Origin of the sequence: Pseudomonas sp. SLBN-26, from assembly GCF_006715895.1 — a bacterium.
In the GTDB taxonomy this organism is placed as follows: domain Bacteria; phylum Pseudomonadota; class Gammaproteobacteria; order Pseudomonadales; family Pseudomonadaceae; genus Metapseudomonas; species Metapseudomonas otitidis.
In genome coordinates this window covers 4,984,270-5,005,315 of sequence record NZ_VFOB01000001.1, presented here as the reverse complement: position 1 = coordinate 5,005,315, position 21,046 = coordinate 4,984,270, and the positions used below count along the sequence as shown (strand labels likewise).

At 65.6% G+C, this 21,046-nt stretch carries 20 protein-coding genes; 4 read left to right on the top strand and 16 right to left on the bottom strand.

The window, feature by feature from the left end; translation table 11 throughout:
• Positions 1-5: 5 nt before the first annotated feature.
• The 12 genes from FBY21_RS23105 to FBY21_RS23050 form a co-directional block, all read right to left on the bottom strand.
• Entirely contained in the window at positions 6-1,301 is a 1,296-nt protein-coding gene (locus tag FBY21_RS23105) for an adenylosuccinate synthase (protein WP_044401184.1), read from the bottom strand.
• Positions 1,302-1,353: 52 nt separating this feature from the next.
• Positions 1,354-2,538, bottom strand: a complete 1,185-nt coding sequence (locus FBY21_RS23100; RefSeq protein WP_044401182.1) for an ATP phosphoribosyltransferase regulatory subunit — start codon at positions 2,536-2,538, stop codon at positions 1,354-1,356.
• 34 nt (positions 2,539-2,572) lie between these two features.
• The gene (locus tag FBY21_RS23095; RefSeq protein WP_044401399.1) at positions 2,573-2,758 is read right to left on the bottom strand and encodes a DUF2065 domain-containing protein; all 186 of its coding nucleotides are present in this window, start codon (positions 2,756-2,758) and stop codon (positions 2,573-2,575) included.
• A gap of 105 nt (positions 2,759-2,863) precedes the next feature.
• Complete coding sequence (hflC, locus tag FBY21_RS23090; protein WP_142013944.1) at positions 2,864-3,730, bottom strand: protease modulator HflC; 867 nt, start codon at positions 3,728-3,730, stop codon at positions 2,864-2,866.
• Positions 3,730-4,890 carry an FtsH protease activity modulator HflK gene (gene hflK, locus FBY21_RS23085; protein ID WP_107329348.1) on the bottom strand — a complete coding sequence of 387 codons (1,161 nt, stop codon included), beginning with the start codon at positions 4,888-4,890 and terminating at the stop codon, positions 3,730-3,732. The genes hflC and hflK overlap by 1 nt, the downstream gene beginning before the upstream one ends.
• A 97-nt stretch (positions 4,891-4,987) precedes the next feature.
• Positions 4,988-6,289 carry a ribosome rescue GTPase HflX gene (gene hflX / locus FBY21_RS23080; RefSeq protein ID WP_044401176.1) on the bottom strand — a complete coding sequence of 434 codons (1,302 nt, stop codon included), beginning with the start codon at positions 6,287-6,289 and terminating at the stop codon, positions 4,988-4,990.
• Positions 6,290-6,301: 12 nt separating this feature from the next.
• Positions 6,302-6,556 carry an RNA chaperone Hfq gene (gene hfq, locus FBY21_RS23075; protein ID WP_003453015.1) on the bottom strand — a complete coding sequence of 85 codons (255 nt, stop codon included), beginning with the start codon at positions 6,554-6,556 and terminating at the stop codon, positions 6,302-6,304.
• Positions 6,557-6,653: 97 nt separating this feature from the next.
• Positions 6,654-7,628 carry a tRNA (adenosine(37)-N6)-dimethylallyltransferase MiaA gene (miaA, locus tag FBY21_RS23070; RefSeq protein ID WP_142013941.1) on the bottom strand — a complete coding sequence of 325 codons (975 nt, stop codon included), beginning with the start codon at positions 7,626-7,628 and terminating at the stop codon, positions 6,654-6,656.
• Between the two features lies 1 nt (position 7,629).
• Complete coding sequence (gene mutL / locus FBY21_RS23065) at positions 7,630-9,513, bottom strand: DNA mismatch repair endonuclease MutL (RefSeq protein ID WP_044401396.1); 1,884 nt, start codon at positions 9,511-9,513, stop codon at positions 7,630-7,632.
• Between the two features lie 5 nt (positions 9,514-9,518).
• Positions 9,519-10,958 (bottom strand): N-acetylmuramoyl-L-alanine amidase, encoded by a 1,440-nt coding sequence (locus tag FBY21_RS23060; RefSeq protein ID WP_142013936.1) that lies wholly within the window; start codon positions 10,956-10,958, stop codon positions 9,519-9,521.
• 8 nt (positions 10,959-10,966) lie between these two features.
• Positions 10,967-11,395: a tRNA (adenosine(37)-N6)-threonylcarbamoyltransferase complex ATPase subunit type 1 TsaE gene (gene tsaE / locus FBY21_RS23055; RefSeq protein WP_243899028.1), complete on the bottom strand. Its 429-nt coding sequence runs from the start codon at positions 11,393-11,395 to the stop codon at positions 10,967-10,969.
• A 26-nt stretch (positions 11,396-11,421) separates the two neighbouring features.
• Positions 11,422-12,921 carry an NAD(P)H-hydrate dehydratase gene (locus FBY21_RS23050; protein WP_074970541.1) on the bottom strand — a complete coding sequence of 500 codons (1,500 nt, stop codon included), beginning with the start codon at positions 12,919-12,921 and terminating at the stop codon, positions 11,422-11,424.
• Positions 12,922-12,990: 69 nt separating this feature from the next.
• Between FBY21_RS23050 and queG the strand changes: the two genes are divergently transcribed.
• On the top strand, positions 12,991-14,061 hold the full coding sequence (gene queG, locus FBY21_RS23045) for a tRNA epoxyqueuosine(34) reductase QueG (RefSeq protein WP_074970543.1): 1,071 nt from the start codon (positions 12,991-12,993) through the stop codon (positions 14,059-14,061).
• A 4-nt stretch (positions 14,062-14,065) separates the two neighbouring features.
• On the opposite strand, the gene orn is transcribed toward queG, so the two are convergent.
• Complete coding sequence (gene orn, locus FBY21_RS23040; RefSeq protein WP_044401136.1) at positions 14,066-14,608, bottom strand: oligoribonuclease; 543 nt, start codon at positions 14,606-14,608, stop codon at positions 14,066-14,068.
• Between the two features lie 41 nt (positions 14,609-14,649).
• A complete protein-coding gene (locus FBY21_RS23035; protein WP_142013931.1) occupies positions 14,650-15,432 on the bottom strand; it encodes a class I SAM-dependent methyltransferase in 783 nt (260 codons plus the stop codon).
• An 85-nt stretch (positions 15,433-15,517) separates the two neighbouring features.
• Between FBY21_RS23035 and rsgA the strand changes: the two genes are divergently transcribed.
• Positions 15,518-16,549: a small ribosomal subunit biogenesis GTPase RsgA gene (gene rsgA / locus FBY21_RS23030; protein ID WP_044401129.1), complete on the top strand. Its 1,032-nt coding sequence runs from the start codon at positions 15,518-15,520 to the stop codon at positions 16,547-16,549.
• 52 nt (positions 16,550-16,601) lie between these two features.
• On the opposite strand, the gene motB is transcribed toward rsgA, so the two are convergent.
• Positions 16,602-17,663: a flagellar motor protein MotB gene (motB, locus tag FBY21_RS23025; protein ID WP_142013928.1), complete on the bottom strand. Its 1,062-nt coding sequence runs from the start codon at positions 17,661-17,663 to the stop codon at positions 16,602-16,604.
• 13 nt (positions 17,664-17,676) lie between these two features.
• Positions 17,677-18,528 carry a flagellar motor stator protein MotA gene (gene motA, locus FBY21_RS23020; protein ID WP_074970550.1) on the bottom strand — a complete coding sequence of 284 codons (852 nt, stop codon included), beginning with the start codon at positions 18,526-18,528 and terminating at the stop codon, positions 17,677-17,679.
• 117 nt (positions 18,529-18,645) lie between these two features.
• On the opposite strand from motA, the gene FBY21_RS23015 reads away from it, so the two are divergent.
• Positions 18,646-20,169 (top strand): HDOD domain-containing protein, encoded by a 1,524-nt coding sequence (locus FBY21_RS23015; RefSeq protein WP_142013925.1) that lies wholly within the window; start codon positions 18,646-18,648, stop codon positions 20,167-20,169.
• 46 nt (positions 20,170-20,215) lie between these two features.
• Complete coding sequence (gene rhdA / locus FBY21_RS23010; RefSeq protein ID WP_142013921.1) at positions 20,216-21,031, top strand: thiosulfate sulfurtransferase; 816 nt, start codon at positions 20,216-20,218, stop codon at positions 21,029-21,031.
• The last annotated feature ends 15 nt before the right edge of the window (positions 21,032-21,046 follow it).

The following is a 21,046-nucleotide window of genomic DNA, read 5'->3' as shown; positions in this document are numbered from 1 at the left end:
CGCACTCAGGCGTAGGGATGGCGCAGGACGATGGTCTCGTTGCGATCCGGGCCAGTGGAGATGATGTCGATGGGCGCCCCCACCAGCTCTTCCACGCGCTTGATGTAGGCGCGGGCGTTGGCGGGCAGCTCTTCGAGGGACTTGGCCCCGACGGTGGACTCGGTCCAGCCCGGCATTTCCTCGTACAGCGGCTGCAGGCCGATGTAGCTGTCGGCATCGGTCGGCGCGTCGTCCAGCAGGTTGCCGTTCTGGTCCTTGTAGCCGGTGCAGATGCGGATGGTTTCGAGGCCATCCAGCACATCCAGCTTGGTCAGGCACAGGCCGGAGATGCTGTTGATCTCGATGGCGCGGCGCAGGATGACGGCATCGAACCAACCACAACGACGGGCACGACCGGTGGTGGAACCGAACTCGTGGCCACGCTTGGCCAGGTATGCACCGGTGTCGTCGAACAGCTCGGTGGGGAACGGGCCGGAGCCGACACGGGTGGTATAGGCCTTGGTGATACCGAGGATGTAGTCCAGGTACAGCGGGCCGAAGCCGGAGCCGGTGGCGGTACCGCCAGCGGTGGTGCTGGAGCTGGTCACGTAGGGGTAGGTGCCGTGGTCGATGTCCAGCAGGGAGCCCTGGGCGCCCTCGAACATGATGTAGGCGCCCTGCTTGCGCAGTTCGTGCAGGCGGGCGGCGACGTCGGTGATCATCGGCTTCAGCAGCTCGGCATAGCCCAGGGCTTCGTCGAGGGTCTTCTGGAAGTCGACGGCCGGCTCCTTGTAGTAGTTCTGCAGGACGAAGTTGTGGTAGTCCAGCAGCTCACCCAACTTGGCGGCGAAACGCTCGCGGTGGAACAGGTCGCCGATACGCAGGCCACGGCGAGCAACCTTGTCCTCGTAGGCCGGGCCAATGCCACGACCGGTGGTGCCGATCTTGGCGTCACCACGCGCCTTCTCGCGCGCCTGGTCGAGGGCCACGTGGTACGGGAGGATCAGGGTGCAGGAGGGGCTGATGCGCAGGCGCTCGCGAACCGGTACGCCTTTCTCCTCGAGCTTGGTGATCTCGCGCATCAGCGCGTCCGGCGCCACAACCACGCCGTTGCCGATCATGCACTGCACGTTCTCGCGCAGGATGCCGGACGGAATCAGGTGCAGGACGGTCTTCTCGCCATCGATCACCAGGGTGTGACCTGCGTTGTGGCCGCCCTGGTAGCGCACGACAGCTGCAGCCTGGTCGGTCAGCAGGTCGACGATCTTGCCTTTGCCCTCATCACCCCACTGGGTGCCCAGGACCACGACATTCTTACCCATAACACTTGTCCTCTTCGGAAGCTCGATGCCGGCGCGCGCCGGCGGGAAAACCTTAAACCAGGGGCGCAACCTGCCAGCGCCCATCCTGCAGGATCAGCTGGCGATCGCATGCCACTTCCTGCGCACTGCCCACATCCTGGCCCGGCAGCGCCTGAACGACGCGCTGGCCTTCGCCACGCAGGCGCTTGATTGCCTGCCAGAGGTAGACGTCATGGACATCCGGTGCCCAGATTCCGGCGGGCGCATCATCCAGCTGCATGCGCCCCAGGGTCACCAGGGTCTTCAGATCGGTGGAGAAGCCCGTTGCGGGGCGCGCACGCCCGAAGTCGGCGCCGATGTCGTCGTAGCGGCCACCCTGGGCAATGGACTGCCCTTCACCCGGTACGAATGCCGCGAAGACCACGCCCGTGTGGTAGTGGTAGCCACGCAGCTCACCCAGGTCGAAGTACAGCGGAAGCTCCGGATAACGCAGCTCCAGCTCATCCGCGATGGCGACGAGTTCATCGAGCGCGACATGGACCTCTTCGGGCGCATCCACCAGGACGCCCTGGGCAAGCTCAAGAACCTGGCGATCACCGCAGAGCTCGGCGAGGGAGCGAAGCATCCCGGCCAGGTGTGCAGGGAGGCCTTCGGTCAGCTCGGCCACCTCATCGACCGCCTTGCGTTGCAGGGCGTCGAAAAGACGCTGCTCAGCTTCGCCGGACAACTCGGCAGCACGGGCAAGACCACGGTAGATACCGACATGACCAAGGTCCATGTGCACGTCCGGCACATCGGCCAGCTCGAGCATCTCCAGCATCAGGCTGATGACTTCGACATCGCTGGCCGGGCTGGCATCGCCATACAGCTCGGCACCCAGCTGGATCGGGCTGCGGGAGGTGGAAAGTGCGCGCGGCTTGGCATGCAGGACACTGCCCGCATAGCACAGCCGGTTGGGCCCTTCGCGACGCAGGGTATGGGCGTCCAGGCGCGCAACCTGGGGCGTGATGTCGGCGCGGAAGCCCATCTGCCGTCCCGATTGCGGGTCCGTGACCTTGAACGTACGCAATTCAAGATCCTGCCCGGCGCCCGTGAGCAGGGATTCGAGAAATTCGATGTGCGGGGTTACCACGAAGTCGTAGCCCCAGCGCTGGAACAGGTCCAGTACCTGGCGGCGGGCTGCCTCGATGCGCGCCGCGTCGGGCGGCAGTACTTCTTCGATTCCATCTGGCAGCAGCCAGCGATCTACCGTTGCCATTTCGCCACTCCCCTCTTAGCCGGGCGGCAAGCCTTCAGTGAAGCAGATACAGGAGGCCGGTCCCCAGCAACATGCTGGCGAGGCCCATGAGGCGGAGATGGCGATCCTTTAGACTCGCCAACCCAAGCACCGCGGCGCGCCAACGGCGCGGATAGAGGAAGGGCAGGATGCCTTCCAGCACCAGCACAAAACAGATCGCTATGCCGATTTCCTGCCACATGATTCCCGCGGACGCAAAAAAGCCGGGATTTCCCGGCTGGCCCATCATAACACGTTTTCCCGGAGGGTCACCCCGGCGGTCAGGTTCGTCCGCCGGGGCGCATCCTCACTTAGCCTTGTTCAGGAACTGGAAGAACTCGCTGTGCGGATCCAGCACCATCACATCGCTCTTCTTGGCGAAGCTCTCGCGGTAAGCCTGCAGGCTCCGATAGAAGGAATAGAACTCCGGTTCCTGGCTGTAGGCCTTGGCATAGATGGCAGCCGCCTGGGCATCACCATCACCGCGAAGCTCTTCGGACTCCCGGTAGGCCTCGGCCAGCAGTACACGGCGCTGACGGTCGGCATCCGCGCGGATACCTTCTGCCAACTCGCTACCCTTGGCGCGATGCTCACGCGCTTCCCGCTCGCGCTCGGTGCTCATGCGCTCGAAAACGCTGCGGTTCACCTCGCGAGGCAGGTCAATGGCCTTCACGCGAACGTCCACGACCTCGATACCCAACTCCTTGCTGGCCATGGTGTTCAGCGAACGCGTGATATCGGCCATCAGGCCATCGCGCTCACCGGATACCACTTCATGCAGGGTGCGCTTGCCAAACTGGTCGCGCAGGCCGGCCTCGAGACGACGGGAGAGTCGCTCGTCCGCAATCTGCTTGAGGCCGGACGTAGCGGTGTAGAAGCGCTCGGCATCGGAGACCCGCCACTTGGCATAGGCATCCACCATCACCGCTTTCTTCTCCTGGGTCAGGAAACGCTGGGTAGGCGAATCCAGGGTCAGCAGGCGCGCATCGAACTTCCGCACCTGGTTGACGTAGGGGATCTTCACGTGAAGGCCGGGCTGGACATCCGCCTCGACGATACGGCCGAACTGGAGGAGAACCGCTCGTTCGGTCTGGGCCACGATGTAGAAGCTGCTCCAGGCCACCAGCCCGAGCACGACAGCCCCGATCAGGGCGATCAGCGACTTGTTACCCATCAGCGACTCTCCCTAGAACGCAGATCGCGCTGCTGCAGATCGGTGGTGACGCGCGAACCCAGGTCGCTGGCCGCACCGCTCGAGGTGGCCGGCGCCGGTATTGCCGCACTGGCACCACCGCGGTTGTCGATCATCTTGTCCAGCGGCAGATACAGCAGGTTGTTCTGCCCCTTGTCACCCGTTACCAGGACCTTGCTGGTGTTGCTGAAGACTTCCTGCATGGTGTCGAGGTACAGGCGCTGGCGCGTGACATCGGGCGCCTTGCGGTATTCAGCCACTAGTTTGGTGAAGCGATCAGCCTCACCCTTGGCACGGGAGATGACCTCTTCACGGTAACCGTTGGCCTCTTCGATGATGCGCTGGGCCTGACCACGGGCTTCAGGGATCACGCCATTGGCGTAGGCCTCTGCCTGGTTCTTGGCGCGCTGTTCATCTTCACGGGCACGGATCACGTCATCGAATGCTTCCTGCACCTCACGGGGCGCGGCCGCACTCTGGACGTTGACCTGGGTGACGGTGATGCCGGTGCCATAGGTGTCGAGGAAGCGCTGCAGGCGCTCCTTGATCTCACTGGCCATCAGCTCACGGCCTTCGGTCAGCACCTGGTCCATCTCGGTCGAGCCCACCACATGACGGAGGGCGCTCTCGGTGGCGTGCTGCAAGCTCACTTCGGGCTGATCGACGTTCAGCACGAACTTCTGCAGGTCACTGATCTTGTACTGCACAGTGAGCGGCACTTCGACGATGTTCTCGTCCTCGGTGAGCATCTGCCCCTGCTTGCTGTAGGCTCGCTCGCGGGTGACGTTCTCCTGGAACTTGCGATCGATCGGCGGGAAATAGATGTTCAGGCCAGGCCCAACGGTCTCGTAGTACTTGCCGAAGCGAAGCACCACCGCCTGCTCCTGTTCATCGACCACGTACACCGCGCTGTAGAGCCAGCCCAGTACAAGGATGAACAGGGCGATACCCAGCAAACCGAAGCCACCGCCACGGTTTTCATCGCCGCCTCGTTTCTTGCCGCCCCCGAACAGGCCATTAAGGCTGTCCTGCAGCTTGCGGAAGGCTTCGTCCAGATCCGGCGGTCCCTTGCGGTCACCGCCACGGCGGCCACCCCAGGGATCCTGATTGTTCGAGTTGCCACCCGGCTCGTTCCAAGCCATAGCGCTCTCCATACTGATAAAGCAAAGACGCGCCCAAGGCACGTCCGCCAATGCTACCGAAAGCCCGCTATCTGCGGCAAAAAGCCATTCCGCGGCCTTATTGCAAAGTGTGTTGCTCGATGAACGCCTGGGGTTGCCAGCCTTCGCGACTGACAAGCCGGTTCAGCTCGACACGCGGCAACCTGACTGCCAGCAATGTATCGCCAGCCTCGTCGTGCTGCTCGCTCTGCACGGCCCCCAGTGCGAAGAACTGCGCCCGCAGTCGCCCCAAACGCTGCGGTAGCTTCAGGGTCCCTACGAAGAGGTCCTCCCCCAACAACTCGGCAATCGCCTGCTCAAGCAGCTCAAGCCCTTTGCCCTCGCGGGCAGACAACCAGACACGCTCGGGCTTGCCATGCTCGTCTCGCTGGATCTGCGGCTCCATGGATTCCAGCAGGTCGATCTTGTTGTAGACCTCCAGCATCGGCAATCCATCGGCACCGATTTCCCCCAGCACGGCCAGCACTTGTTCGATCTGCGCCATCCGCTCAGGCTCATGAGCATCGATCACATGCAGCAGCAGGTCGGAGTTGCTGGACTCCTCAAGGGTAGCCCGGAAAGCCTCGACGAGCTTGTGCGGAAGATGGCGGATAAAACCCACGGTATCTGCCAGCACGATCGGCCCCAGATCGGCCAGCTCGAGCCGGCGCAGCGTGGGGTCCAGCGTGGCAAACAGTTGGTCTGCCGCATAGACCTCTGAGGTGGTCAGGGCATTGAAAAGCGTGGACTTACCCGCGTTGGTATATCCCACGAGTGACACGGAAGGGATATCCGCTCGCTTGCGGCCACGCCGGGCCTGCTCACGCTGGCTGCGGACCTTTTCGAGGCGCTGCTTGATCTGGCGGATGCGCACGCGCAGGAGGCGACGGTCCGTTTCCAGCTGGGTCTCACCGGGACCACGCAGGCCAATACCGCCCTTCTGGCGCTCCAGGTGGGTCCAGCCGCGAACCAGGCGGGTACTCATGTGTTCGAGCTGCGCGAGCTCCACCTGCAGCTTGCCTTCATGGGTCCTGGCGCGCTGGGCGAAGATATCGAGGATCAGACCGGTGCGGTCCAGCACCCGGCACTCGAAGGCGCGCTCGAGGTTGCGCTCCTGGCTGGGTGTGAGGGTGTGATTGAAGATGACAAGCTCAGCCTGCTCAGCCTTGACCAGATCGTGAAGCTCCTCGACCTTGCCGCTGCCGATCAGGTATTTGGCGGTCGGCTGGTGACGGGAAACGGAGATGAAGGCCACCGTATCCGCACCAGCCGATCGAGCCAGTTCCTGGAATTCCTGCGGGTCTTCTCGCGCCTCAGGATCATGGCCTTCCAAATGAACAAGGACGGCACGTTCACCTCCACCTGGGCGTTCGAAAAACAAAGCAGACTCCTATCAGGCGTTACCGGGCTCAGGCTGCTCTTGTTCGCTGGCGCTGGGCAGGCGGACAGGGCGGCTCGGTACAACGGTGGAAATGGCGTGTTTGTAGACCATCTGGCTGACGGTGTTCTTCAGCAGGATCACGAACTGGTCGAAGGATTCGATCTGGCCCTGCAGCTTGATGCCGTTGACCAGGTAGATGGAAACCGGTACGCGTTCCTTACGCAAGGTATTCAGGTAAGGGTCTTGTAGCGAATGCCCTTTTGACATATGCCGCACTCCTGTAGGGATCTAATTCGTATGAGTTGTCAAATGACGAGAAAGTTGGCCGCCCTACCCCCAAGGATAGACGGTAACTGGCGAGGTCTTAGCCCAATATGGAGACCGACTCCAGGTATTTCAAGGCGCGCGGCAGATTGTCGCAAGCCAGGCTGTCGAGCCAGTGCAAATCGGCCCAACTGCGTAACCAGGTGAACTGTCGCTTGGCCAACTGGCGCGTGGCAATGATGCCTCGCTCCTCCATTTCGGCCCGGGTCAGGTTGCCCTCGAGGTATTCCCATACCTGGCGGTAACCCACAGCCCTTATAGACGGCAATCCTGCGTGCAAGTCACGTCTTTCGCGCAGGTTTTCGACCTCTTGGACGAACCCCTGTTCCAGCATCAGACGAAATCGTTGCGCAATTCGTGCATGCAAAACCTGGCGATCCGCAGGAGCAATCGCCAGCTGCGCGACAGTATAAGGCAAATGCCCCGCCCCAGCGGGGCCGGCGTCGTGATTTTGCGACGCCTGTCGACGCCGCAGCTCACTCATGGAAACACCGCCAGAGAGGTACACCTCCAGCGCCCGGGTCAGGCGCTGGGGATCATTGGGATGGATGCGCGCCGCCGACTCGGGATCGACAGCTGCCAGCTCCTGATGCAAGACCTCCCATCCCTCCCGCGCAGCACGGCCTTCCAGCTCAGCCCGTATGGCCGGATCCGCGCTGGGCATGTCCGCCAACCCCTCCAGCAACGCCTTGTAGTAGAGCATCGTGCCGCCAACCAGCAACGGTATGCGGCCCCGGGCGGTGGCATCCGCCATGGCCGCCAGCGCATCCGCGCGAAAATCCGCAGCTGAGTAGGCGTCGGCAGGGTCGAGGATATCGATCAATTGATGCGGGTAGGCTGCCAGCGTGGCACGATCCGGCTTGGCGGTGCCGATATCCATGCCGCGATACACCAGGGCGGAATCAACGCTGATCAACTCGCAGGGCAGCGCCTGGGCCAACTCGATGGCCAGATCGGTCTTCCCCGCAGCAGTCGGCCCCATCAGGAAGATGGCGGGCGGTAAACGCTCCCCCATCTCAACGGCCCCGCAGGAAGAGCTTGTCGAGGTCGTCCATGCCCAACTGGGTCCAGGTGGGGCGCCCGTGGTTGCACTGGCCGCTGCGCTCAGTCTGCTCCATGTCGCGGAGCAGACCATTCATCTCCGGCACGGTCAACCGCCGATTGGCACGCACCGCGCCATGGCAGGCCATGGTCGCCAGCAGCTCGTTCAGGTGCGCCTGAATGCGGTCGCTGGTCCCGTATTCGAGCAAATCCGACAGCACGTCCCGCACCAGTTGGGAAGCTTCGGCCTGCTTCAGCAATGCCGGTGTCTGGCGGATCGCCAGGGTCTCCGGCCCCAGTCGCTGCAGCTCGAAGCCAAGCCGCTGGAACCAGGCCGCGTGCTCTTCGGCGCAGTCTGCTTCGCGCTGGCTCACCGCCAGGGATTCCGGCACCAGCAACGGCTGTCCTTTGAGCCCCTCGCTGGCCATGGCGATCTTCAGGCGCTCATAGGTGATGCGCTCGTGAGCCGCATGCATGTCGACCAGCACAAGCCCCTGTGCGTTTTCCGCAAGGATGTAGATGCCCTTGAGCTGTGCCAGCGCATAGCCCAGCGGCGGAATATCGCCCTGGCTTTCCGGCAGACTCACGGGCGCCGAATCCGGCAACGGCGCGAAATACTCGCGGTAAGCCGCCTGGGCCTCGGCCGTCCCTACAGGGCCGGCAGGCCGGGACGGCGGCGCATAACCGCCAGACGAGGCTGTCGGTCGCCAGGCAGGCTCGGCCACAGGGCGTTCCAGCACATTGGCGGCCAGGCTCATCTCCCCCTGGGGACCGAACTCGCCCGCTTCCAGCCCGGTAGGGCGAACCACGGGCGCGACCGCCGCAGGCGCGGCGAGCTGGTCTTCGGGACGCACCTCGCCCAGGGCGCGATGCAAGGTTCCGTAGAGAAAGTCGTGGACGGTGCGCCCCTCGCGGAAACGCACCTCGTGCTTGGTGGGGTGCACATTCACGTCCACCGCCGCAGGGTCCAGCTCCAGAAACAGCACGAAGGTCGGATGGCGACCGTTGTACAGCACATCGCGGTACGCCTGGCGCACCGCATGCACCACCAGCTTGTCCCGCACCATCCGACCGTTCACGTAGAAATACTGCAGGTCCGCCTGGCTGCGGGAGAACGTCGGCAGCCCCACCCACCCCCACAGGTGCAGGCCGTTGCGCTCCACCTGGATGGGCAGCGCCTGCTCCAGGAAAGCCGAGCCGCACACGCTGGCAACGCGCCGCGCGCGGGAAATCTCGTCACGGGCCTCATGCAGCGCGAATACCGTTTTGCCGTTGTGGCGAAGGTGGAAGGCCACATCGAACCGCGCCAGGGCGAGACGCCGGATGACCTCCTGCAGATGCTCGAACTCGGTCTTCTCGGCCCGCAGGAACTTGCGCCGCGCCGGCGTGTTGAAGAACAGGTCGCGCACCTCCACCGAGGTTCCCACCGGGTGGGCGGCAGGCTGAACGCGCGCTTCCATGTCGCGCCCTTCGGTCTCCACCTGCCAGGCCTGGTCGGCATCTGCCGTGCGCGAGGTCATGGTCAGCCGTGCCACGGAGCTGATGGAAGCCAGTGCTTCGCCCCGGAAACCCAGGCTCATGACCCGTTCCAGGTCATCCAGGTCGCGGATCTTGCTGGTGGCGTGGCGCGCCAGGGCCAGGGGAAGGTCGTCGGAGGGGATGCCGCAACCGTCATCCCGGACCCGCAGCAGCTTCACACCGCCCTGTTCGACCTCCACGTCGATCCGACGCGCACCGGCATCCAGGCTGTTTTCCAGCAGCTCCTTGATTACCGAAGCCGGGCGCTCGACCACCTCGCCGGCGGCGATCTGGTTGGCCAGGCGCGGGCTGAGCAGGTGGATGCGGCGCAGTTCTGCCATGTCGCTCATGGCTGGGCCGCCAGAGCCGTGGTGGCCGGGATGCTCAGGGTCTGGCCGACCTTGATGGTGTCGCTCTTCAAACCGTTGGCGTTGCGCAACGCCACCAGGCTGACCTGGTAGCGCTGGGCGATGAGCGCGAGGCTCTCACCGGACGCGACGATGTGCTCACGCGGACCGGCGGCGATCTTGCCCGCATCACGCAGCGAGGCGATGTAGGTACCCGGCGGCGGGTTCTGCACGAAGAACTGCTTGATGCCGCTCTGGATGGAGCGCGCCAGCGCCTGCTGGTGCCCGGCGGAGGCCAGCTTCTGGGATTCCTGGTGGTTGGAGATGAAACCGGTCTCCACCAGAATCGACGGGATGTCCGGGGACTTCAGCACCATGAAGCCGGCCTGCTCGACCCGGCGCTTGTGCAACGGCGTGACGCGCCCGATGTTGGTCAGCACCTTGTGCCCCACGTTCAGGCTGGAGGACAGCGTGGCCGTCATCGACAGGTCCAGCAGCACGCCAGCCAGCATGCGGTCCTTGTCATCAAGGCTGACGCTGCCCACACCGCCGATGAGGTCGGAACGGTTTTCGTTGTCCGCCAGCCAGCGGGCCGTCTCGGACGTGGCGCCCCGGTCGGACAAGGCAAAGACAGAGGCACCGAACGCGCTGCGGCTCGGCGCCGCGTCCGCGTGGATCGAGACGAACAGGTCGGCGCCCTTCTTGCGGGCGATCTCGGTGCGCTTGCGCAGCGGAATGAAGTAATCGCCGGTACGCACCAGCTCGGCGCGGAAGCCCCGCTCCTGGTTGATCTGGCGCTGCAACTCCTTGGCGATGGCCAGCGTCACATCCTTCTCGTGCTGCCCCTTGGGCCCGAGGGCGCCCGGGTCCTCGCCGCCGTGACCGGCGTCGATGGCAACGATGATGTCGCGCTTGCCACCGGAAACCGGCGGCAGCTTGCCGGTGGACGGCTGAGTGGGGGAAACCGGCGGCTGCGGCGTGCTGGGCGCCGTCGCTACCTGCGGGGCGCTGGCCTCTTCGGCGGCAGAGGGCTGGTCGTACAGGTCGACCACCAGGCGATTGCCATACTGCTGGTTGGGCGCCAGGGTGAAGCTCTTGGGCGTGACGCCGGGCGCCACGTCGATCACCACCCGCAGGTCGGTCGGCGAGCGCTGGGCCGAGCGGACGCTCTTGATCGGCGTGTTGGCGATGGACAGCTTGTCCAGCTGAGTGCCCAACTGGGCGCCATTGATGTCGATGACGATGCGATCCGGCGCGGTCAGCGTGAACACGCTGTGCTGCACCGGGCCGGACAGGTCGAAGACCAGGCGGGTGTTGTCGGGAGCACGCCAGAGCCGCACACTGCGGACCTCGGTGGCAGCCAGGATATTGGTGGCAAAGGCTGCCAGCAGCAGACCGATCCCGGCAAACAGTGCGCGCGAGCGCATACTCCACCCCATACTCGTCTTCATTCTCCCGTGGCCAAGGCGGCACACCAGGCTTCGCCGCGCGCGGTATGCGGCGAGAAATGCAGCGAGCGGCCGCCTGCATGGGCGCTAATGGTAATGTCAAGGTCCGCCTTTGGCAAAACGCCCTGACCCCGCTCGGGCCACTCGATCAGGCACAACGCATCGCCCTCGAAATAGTCGCGGATACCGAGGAATTCCAGCTCCTCGGGGTCGACCAGGCGGTACAGGTCGAAGTGATAGACCGCGACCCCATCGATCTCATAGGGCTCCACCAGGGTGAAGGTCGGGCTCTTGACCGCACCGGCATGCCCAAGTCCCCGCAGCAAGCCGCGCGAAAGGGTCGTCTTGCCCGCGCCCAGGTCGCCATGAAGGTAGATCACCCCCCGCCCACCGCTGACATGCCCCAACCGGGCCCCAAGGGCGGTCATGGCGTCTTCTCCCTGGGCGAACAGCTTCAGCTCAGGCACGGCGAATACTCCTCGATCAACTGACGAATGGTAGGTATCAGATCGCTGGCCGCCAGGCCGCGTCCTTTGAGCCCCTGGCGTTCCCCGGCCACGGCATGCAGCCAGGTGGCCAGGGCAGCGGCCTCGAAGGGTGACAGGTGCTGTGCCAGCAAGGCGCCAACCAGCCCCGCCAGGACATCCCCGAGCCCGGCGGTGGCCATGGCCGGATGCCCCCGGTCACAGAGCGCCAGGCGGCCATCGGGCGAGGCCACCAGGCTGCCAGCCCCCTTGAGCACCACCACGGCGCTGTAACGCCGGGCCAACGCCAAGGCAGCGGCGGGTCGATCAGCCTGAACCTGGCCGACCTCTACACCCAGCAGGCGCGCCGCCTCGCCGGGGTGGGGCGTGATCACGCAATCGGACGGCAGTTGAACAGCACCCGCAGCCAGCAGATTCAGTGCGTCGGCATCCCAGACCTGGGGCAGTGCAGCGGCCGACGCAACGCTCAGCAAGGCCCACCCCCAGGGGCCCTGCCCGAGCCCCGGCCCCACCACCAGCACATCGGCACGTTCCACAAGCGGCCGCAGCGTACCCGTCGACTCGACGGCCACGCTCATCACTTCAGGCACCCGCGCCAGGGCAGCGGCCAGGTGTTCGCCCCGGGTCGCCAGGGAGACCATCCCCGCCCCGCTGCGCAAAGCACTCTCGGCACTGAGCAACGCTGCACCGCCGGTACCACGCTCGCCGCCCACGACCAGCACCTGCCCGTAGCGCCCCTTGTGAGCTGTGCGCGGCCTCGGCAGCAGGGATGGGAGGCCGCCGAGCGCCAGCCTGCGGGCCAGGACCGGATGAGCGGCGACCACTTCCGGATCCGCCTTGAGGTCATCGAAAACCAACGCCCCCACATGATCAGGAGCCTGGCCGGTAAACAGGCCGAGCTTGAGGCCGATGAACGTCACCGTCATCGTCGCGACAACCGCCACCCCAAGCACCTGGCCGGTGTCCGCACTGAGTCCCGAGGGAATATCAACGGCCAGCACCGGCAGGCCGCTGCCATTGATCTGGCGGATGGCTACGTCATAAGGCGCGCGCACCGGTCCGGAGAGGCCAGTGCCGAGCAACGCATCCACCAGCACGCCGCGCAGGGGCTCCTCGGCGTGCCAGGCAATGATCGGAACACCTGCTGCCTGGGCCTCATCCCGGGCCAGCGCCGCATCACCCGCCAGCGCTTGGGGCTCCCCAACCGCCAGGACGCGCACCTGCCAACCTGCACGAGCCGCCAGGGCCGCCAGCAGGTAGCCATCCCCGGCGTTGTTGCCGCGACCGGCCAGTACAGTCACTTCGCCAGCCTCTGGCCAATGGCGACGCAGGGCCCGCCAGGCGGCATGGGCAGCCCGCTGCATCAGTTCGAAGCCGGGGGTACCCGCGGCGATCAGGCGGGCATCGAGTGCGCGCACCTGCTCGGAGGAATAAAGCGACAGCGGCAGATCATCGACAGGATCGGACATGCGATTCGGTAGTTCAGGCAGGGGTCTGGCAGAATTATACGCACCTCGCCACTGTTTCCCTCTCTCCCGATGCCCCTTTCCCCGCAGCAACTCGACGAACTGGCCGACGCCATCAAGACATGGGGGCGCGAGCTCGGCTTCCAGCAAGTGGGCATCAGCGATGTCGACCTCGGCGAGCACGAGGCGCACCTGCAACGCTGGCTGGAGGCAGGCCACCACGGCGAGATGGACTACATGGCCGCCCACGGCAGCAAACGCTCGCACCCGGACGAACTGGTGCCCGGCACCCTGCGGGTGGTGTCGTTGCGCATGGACTACCTGCCCGGCGACACGCGCATGACCCAGGTACTGGCCGAGCCCGAAAAGGCCTACGTCTCCCGCTACGCCCTGGGCCGGGACTACCACAAGCTGATCCGCAAGCGCCTGCAGCAACTGGCCGACCGCATCCAGGCGGCCATCGGCCCCTTCGGTCATCGCGCCTTCGTCGACAGCGCCCCCGTGCTGGAGAAAGCCATCGCCGAGCAGGCAGGCCTCGGCTGGATCGGCAAGAACACCCTGGTGCTCAACCGCAAGGCCGGCAGCTACTTCTTTCTCGGCGAACTGTTCGTCGACCTGCCGCTGCCCGTGGACGCGCCCCACGGCAGCGAACATTGCGGTCGCTGCACGGCCTGCATGGACATCTGCCCCACCGCCGCCTTCGTCGCGCCCTACCAGCTGGACGCGCGCCGCTGCATCTCCTACCTGACCATCGAGCTGAAAGGCTCCATCCCGGAAGCGTTGCGCCCGCTGATCGGCAACCGCGTGTTCGGCTGCGACGACTGCCAGATCGTCTGCCCCTGGAACCGCTTCGCCCGCCCCAGCGACCAGGGCGACTTCCAGCCGCGGCACAACCTGGACAACACCGAACTGGCCAGCCTGTTCGCCTGGACGGAAGAGGAGTTCCTCAGCCGTACGGAAGGCTCCCCGCTACGCCGGGCCGGCTACGAGCGCTGGCTGCGCAACCTGGCCGTGGGCCTGGGCAATGCCCCGAGCACCGTGCCGGTCCTGGAGGCGTTGCGCGCCCGGCGGGATCACCCGTCCGAGCTGGTGCGCGAGCACGTGAGGTGGGCCCTCGCCCGCCACGGTGCGAGCGAGGCCTGAGGGATCACAGCTTGATGAAGTGATCGCGGTAGTGACGCAGCTCCGCGATGGAGTCGCGGATATCGTCCAGGGCCAGGTGGCTGCTGCTCTTCTTCACCCCATCGCGAACGTGAGGCGCCCAGCGCGCGGCCAGCTCCTTGAGGGTGGACACGTCGAGGTTGCGGTAGTGGAAGTAGGCCTCCAGGCTCGGCATCTGCCGATAGAGGAAGCGGCGATCCTGGCAGATGCTGTTGCCGCAGATCGGCGACTTGCCCTTGGGCACCCAGTGTTCGAGGAAGGCCAGGGTCTGCGCCTCCGCCTCGGCGGTGCTGATGCGGCTCTCGCGAACCCGCTGGGTGAGGCCGCTCTGGCCGTGCTGGCGGGTGTTCCACTCGTCCATGCCGGCAAGGATCTCGTCGCTCTGGTGAATGGCCAGCACCGGCCCCTCGGCCAGCACATTGAGGTGGCTGTCGGTGACGATGGTGGCCATTTCGATGATGACGTCGTTGTCCGGATCCAGCCCGGTCATTTCCAGGTCGATCCAGATGAGGTTCTGAGGGTTCTGCATGTCGGAAATGCTCTCTAGGGACAGAGCGCAATTCTAGCGGATTACGCACGCCCCATCGGCCAGAAAAGCAGCACCGTCTGGCGCCCGACCATCACGGGCAGGGAATGCTGTGGCGCCACGCCCGGCACCTCGAAGGTGTTGCTGACCAGCCAGCTGCCGCTGCGCATCTCCCCAAGGGCCTTCTCCCACAGACGCGGCATGGGCTCTGGCGAGAGAAAACAGTAGGCCAGGTCAAATGTCGCCAGGTCGGCGCGCCACAGGCTCTGGTAGCGCACGCTGCAATTGCGCAGCGGCAGGCAGCGCAGCCAGGCGAGCAGGAACAGCAGCGGCGCGGTCTCCACGCCGACGAAGTGCCGCTCCGGGAAGCGCCGCGCCAAGCGCACCAGCAGGCCGCCGGTGCCACAACCCAGGTCGACGAAGCGCAGTGCCTGTGGCTGCCCATCCAGCCAGTCGCCCAACAGCTGAACAGCACGGTCGCCACTGAGGTAGAGCGGCACGCGCTCGAACACGCTGTTCCAGTTCACCAGCGCTACCAGAACGAAACCCAGCAGGAACAGCCAGGGCGGCAGCGCCAGGTGCTGGACCAGCAACAGCGCCGGCAGGAACGCCAGATTGATCCACACCCACCAGCGGGACAACCCGAGCCTTTGGCCAATGCCCGCCGCCAGGCCACCCTCCAGCAGCGCCAGCGCCCATAAAGGCAGGCGCTGCCCCAACAGCCAGGCTAGTGCATACACCAGCAGCGCCAGCAGCACGACCGCCGCCCCGTGTGCCAGGAGCGCACGCCCCAACGGCCGACCGAACAGGCCCAACCCCGACTTCATCCACCTCTCCCAACCGTGTTCAGCAGCCGCCCATGCTAGACTCGCCGCGCCCAACCCGCACGAAACTCTACCGACCCGGAAGCCCATGGCCAAACGCCACCTCAGCCGCCGTCAAAGCTGGCGCATCGAAAAAATCCAGGAAGAACGCGCCGCCCGCGCTGCCAAGCGCGAATCGCGCCTGGTCGATGAATTGGAAGGCGGCGACCTCGGCCCCGAGCAGACCGGATTGGTCATCGCCCACTTCGGCGTCCAGGTAGAAGTCGAAGCCCTGGAAGGCGAGCTCGCCGGCCAGGTCGTCCGCTGCCACCTGCGCGCCAACCTGCCCGCCCTGGTAACCGGCGACCGCGTGGTCTGGCGCCCCGGCAACCAGGGCAGCGGCGTGATCGTCGCGCAACTGCCGCGCACCAGCGAGCTGTGCCGTCCGGACATGCGTGGCCTGCTCAAACCGGTGGCGGCCAACGTCGACCTGATCGTCATCGTCTTCGCGCCGCTGCCCACGCCCCACGCCAATCTGATCGACCGCTACCTGGTGGCTGCCGAGCACGCCGGCATCCAGCCGCTGCTGCTGCTGAACAAGTGCGACCTGGTGGATGACCAGAACGGCGCGATGCTCGACAGCCTGCTGGAGGCCTATCGGCAACTGGGCTACGCGTTGCTGGAGGTCTCGGCCCATGGCGGAGGCGGCATGGATGACCTGCGTGCGCGCCTGGACGGCCACACCAGCGTCTTCGTCGGCCAGTCCGGCGTGGGTAAATCGTCCCTGGTGAACAGCCTGCTGCCCGGCGTGGATACCCGCGTCGGCGCGCTGTCGGAACTCACCGGCAAGGGCACCCACACCACCACCACCGCCCGGCTGTTCCACTTCCCCGGAGGCGGCAACCTCATCGACTCCCCCGGCATCCGCGAGTTCGGCCTCGGCCATGTCAGCCGTGATGACGTGGAAGCCGGCTTCATCGAATTCCGCGACCTGCTCGGCCATTGCCGCTTCCGCGACTGCAAGCACGACCGCGAGCCGGGCTGCGCGCTGCTCCAGGCACTGGAGGAAGGCCGCATCCATCCACAGCGGATGGGCAGCTACCGGCACATCATCGCCAGCCTCCCCGAGCCGGAGTACTGATGCAGAAAGGCCACGCAATGCGTGGCCTTTCTCATTCAAGCGGCGAGCCCGGTCAGGGCTGCTTCTGCGAATCCATCTTCAGCACCCCATCCTCGAAGATGTTCAGCTTCTGCTGCAGCTCCTTGGGCTGCATGGGTTCCGTCCCTGAAGCCGGCTGCCCACCGGCGGGTGCAGCAGCGCCGGGCGCTGATGCCGGAGCATTGGCGGGTGCGCCCTCTTTGCTTTGCTGGGGTTCACCCTCGATGTCGCGCTGGGCACGCTTGGTCAGGACGATGATGTCGATGCGACGGTTCACCGGGTTGAGCGGGTCCTTGCGGTCGAACAGGGCCGACGAGGCATAACCCACCACGCGCGCCACCTGCTCATCCGGGTAACCGCCCGCAACCAGGGTGCGCCGCGCCGCGTTGGCACGGTTGGCGGACAGCTCCCAGTTGCCGAACTCGCCATTGCCGGCGAACGGTTTGGCGTCGGTGTGGCCGCTGACGCTGATCTTGTTCGGCACGGCCTTGATGGTCTCGGCCAGGATCAACAGGATGTCCTCGAAGTACGGCTGCAGCCGCGCGCTGCCCAGGTCGAACATCGGCCGGTTGGCAGCGTCCATGATCTGGATGCGCAGGCCGTCCTGGGTGATCTCGAAGAGGATCTGGTCCTTGAACTTGCGCAGTTCGGGGTTCTCCTCGACCTTGTTCTGCAGCTCCTGCAGCAGCATCTCGAGGCGCTCGCGCTCAACCTGCTCGGCCAGGTTCTCTGCCTGGGTCGGGTCGACCTGGCGGGTCTGGATCTGCTCGTTGCTGGAGGAGTCGACGGACTGTTCCTGGGCGTCGGGGGCGTCCTTCAGCTCGGGGTTCAGGGTGCGGTCGGGTGCGGGAGTCGGGGTACCGCCCAGATCGATGACGTAGGGGCTGGCGCTCTCAGTGAAGCCGATCGGGTCCTGGAAGTAGCCGGAGATCGCCTTCTTCTGTTCAGGCGTGGCTGACGACATCAGCCAGAGCACCAGGAAGAACGCCATCATCGCCGTGGCGAAGTCGGCGAAGGCGATCTTCCAGGCGCCCCCATGGTGGCCGGCCGCGCTCTTCTTGACGCGCTTGACGATGATCGGCTGGTTGTTGTCCATGCTCGGTCTTCAATCAGCTGCCGCGGACGGCCTGTTCGAGCTCGCTGAAGCTCGGGCGGTGCGCCGGGAACAGGACCTTGCGCCCGAACTCGACAGCCAGGGACGGCGGCATCCCTGATGCGGAAGCCACCAGGGTGGCCTTGATGGCCTCGTACAGGTTCAGTTCTTCCTTCGCGTCGTGCTCAAGGCTGACCGCCAGCGGACCGAAGAAACCGTACGCCGCGAGAATACCGAGGAAGGTCCCCACCAGGGCCGCCGCCACGTGCTTACCGAGTTCTGCCTGGGCAACCTGCCCTAACAACGCCATGGTCACCACGATGCCGAGCACCGCCGCCACGATGCCGAAGCCCGGCAGGCCGTCGGCGATCCGGTTGACGGCATGGGCCGGGTGCTCCAGCTCTTCCTTCAGGCTGTTCAGTTCCATGTCGAACAGGCCTTCCAGCTCGTGGGGGGCCATGTTCCCGGAGGACATGATGCGCAGGTAGTCGCTGATGTAGGCCACCATCCCCGCATCCTTGAGGATGGCCGGGTACTTGCTGAAGATCGGGCTCGCGTTGGGGTCCTCGATGTCGGCCTCGATGGCCATCATCCCTTCACGGCGACTCTTGTTGAGAATTTCGTAGAGCAGGCGCAGCACTTCGAGGTAGAACGCATGGGTGAAGCGCGAGCTGAACATCTTCAGCGACTTCTTCAGCACGTGCATGAAGGTGCTGCCGGGGTTGGCCTGGAGGAAGGCGCCCAGCGCCGCACCGCCGATGATCAGCACCTCGAAGGGCTGGATCAGCGCGGCGATCTGGCCGTGTGAAAGGACATAGCCACCGAGCACGGCGGCGAAGACGACGATGATGCCGATTATCTTTGCCATAGAGAGAAGGGAGTTTCCGGGTGAAAACAGGGCCGCGAATACAGCCCTTCTAATTATCGGAACTTATGCGCCAGACTATAGCCAGTTAAGGCGAAAAGCCAGTTCGGCACAAACCTCATGAAGACCTCAAAGCCCGTCCCCACAAGCCTCGAAGGCTGGATCAAGCAGCTCGACGGTGTTCGCCTGCCGATCCCTGCCGCCAGCCACGAGCGTGTGCGTCGGGCCCTGGGGGACAGCCGCCGTTCGTTGCGCGACATCGCCGACATGATCCAGGACAGCCCCGCCCTTGCCCTCAGCCTGATGCGCGAGGCGAACCGCACGGCGACAGCACTGGGCGGCCCGGCGGAAAGCCTCGAGGTAGCCCTGACTCGCCTCGGCCTGAAGCGCTCCGAAGAGTTGCTCAATCGCCTGCCCGCCGTTGCCGAACACGACATTCCCCTGCCCCTCCGCCAGATCCTGTTGATCAGTCAGCACGCATCCCAGCAGGCCAACGGCCTGTTCGCCGCCCGACTGGCCAGGCTGTGGCAGGAGATCCACTGGAACAGCCTGCTCTTCCTCTCGCCGCTCTGGCCGCTGCTGGCACTCTATCCCGAGCTGTTCAGCGCCTGGGAAAAGCGCGTACTGGTGCGCGGCGAACCCGCCCGCAAGGTCGAGCGCGACCTGCTCGGCGTTCCCGTCCTGCGCCTGTGCCAGGCCCTTGCAGAGCATTGGCGACTGCCGGAGTGGATCACTGAAGGCTACCGCCTGCTGAATACCCAGCAGCGCATGCTGGTCAAGGCGCTGCACATTGCGCGCGACAACGAGCATCCGCTGCACCAGCAGCAATTACTGGATGCCGATACCGACCTGCGCCGCTGGCTGACCCAGCCCGCCAACACCGTGCTGCTGGCCAACGGTCTGGCCATCTCGGCCCACAACTCCTGGACCTGCGACCACAGCCTGCGCTGGCAGCGCCTGACAGGGCTCTACATGCAACTGCCCCTGGCAGACGTGCAGCAGCTCGTCCACCAGCAGGCCGTGGAAAGTGCTCGCCACCACGCCACGCCCGAGCTCTGGCACCCGGCGCAAGGCCTCATCTGGCCGTGGGGCACCAGCCGCTGGCCGGTCGATGCGGCCAAACCGGCACCGCCGCCCCCGGCCGCCCTGCAGGAATGGCGCACCCTCTGCACCCAGCTGCTGCAAGAGCCGAGCACCTTCGCCAATATCGTCCAGCTCACCGCCTGCGCCCGCGACGCACTTGCCGCCTGCGGCATGCGCCGCAGCCTGCTCCTGCTGGTGGACAAGACCCAGACGCGCCTGATGGTCCAGCAGAGCGGCGGCCTGCCCAAGGAGGCAGCCGGCCTGCAGTTGGACCCGGCCCAGAGCCAGGTCCTCAAGCGCCTGCTTGCCCAGCCGGGCCAACTGCGCCTGAGCCCGGAGAACGCGGCGCAGTACTCCGCCTTCATCCCCGGCAACCTCAAGGCCCTGTTCCCGGCCGATCACCTGTTGCTGCGCTCCGTGGCGGCCAATGGGCGGGTGGTGCTGCTGGTGGTTGCCGATCAGGGCGGCCAGCCGTTCTCCGACATCGGGTTGCAGGCCTTCGGAAAGACCATGCAATGCATCGAGCGCGCCCTGCTTGGCTTTGCCAGTCGCGGGCGCTGACCTTTCCGCTACAATCTCCCGCTTTCCGCCCTTACCGGAGCCCGTCATGCCTGCCTTTGCCGGCCTGCCATTGGTCATCGAGCCCGCCGACCTGGCCGCACGCCTGGATGCCCCTGAGCTGATCCTGGTGGATCTCACCAGCGCCGCCCGCTATGCCGAGGGCCACATCCCCGGCGCCCGCTTCGTCGACCCCAAGCGCACCCAGTTGGGCCAGCCACCTGCCCCCGGCCTGCTGCCGGCCAAGGCTGACCTTGAGGCACTGTTCGGTGAACTGGGCCATCGTCCCGACGCGGTCTACGTGGTCTATGACGACGAAGGCGGCGGCTGGGCCGGGCGCTTCATCTGGCTGCTGGATGTGATCGGCCACCCGCATTACCACTACGTCGATGGCGGCCTGCATGCCTGGCTCGCCGACGGCCACGCCACGTCCGGCGATACCCCCACACCCGCCGGCGGCCCGCTGCCCCTGGTGCTGCACGACGCCCCGACCGCCACCCGCGAGTACCTGCAGAGCCGCCTCGGCGCAGCCGACCTGGCGATCTGGGATGCGCGCAACCCCGCCGAGTACGCCGGCACCAAGGTGCTGGCCGCCAAGGGCGGACACATCCCCGGCGCGATCAATTTCGAATGGACCGCCGGCATGGACCCGTCGCGCGCGCTGCGTATCCGCCGCGACATGCCTGAAATCCTCAACCGGCTGGGCATCACCCCCGACAAGGAAGTGATCACCCACTGCCAGACCCACCACCGCTCCGGCTTCACCTACCTGGTGGCCAAGGCGCTCGGCTACCCCCGCGTGAAGGGCTACGCCGGCTCCTGGTCGGAGTGGGGCAACCACCCGGACACGCCCGTCGAGGCCTGAGGCCCCGGAACCCAA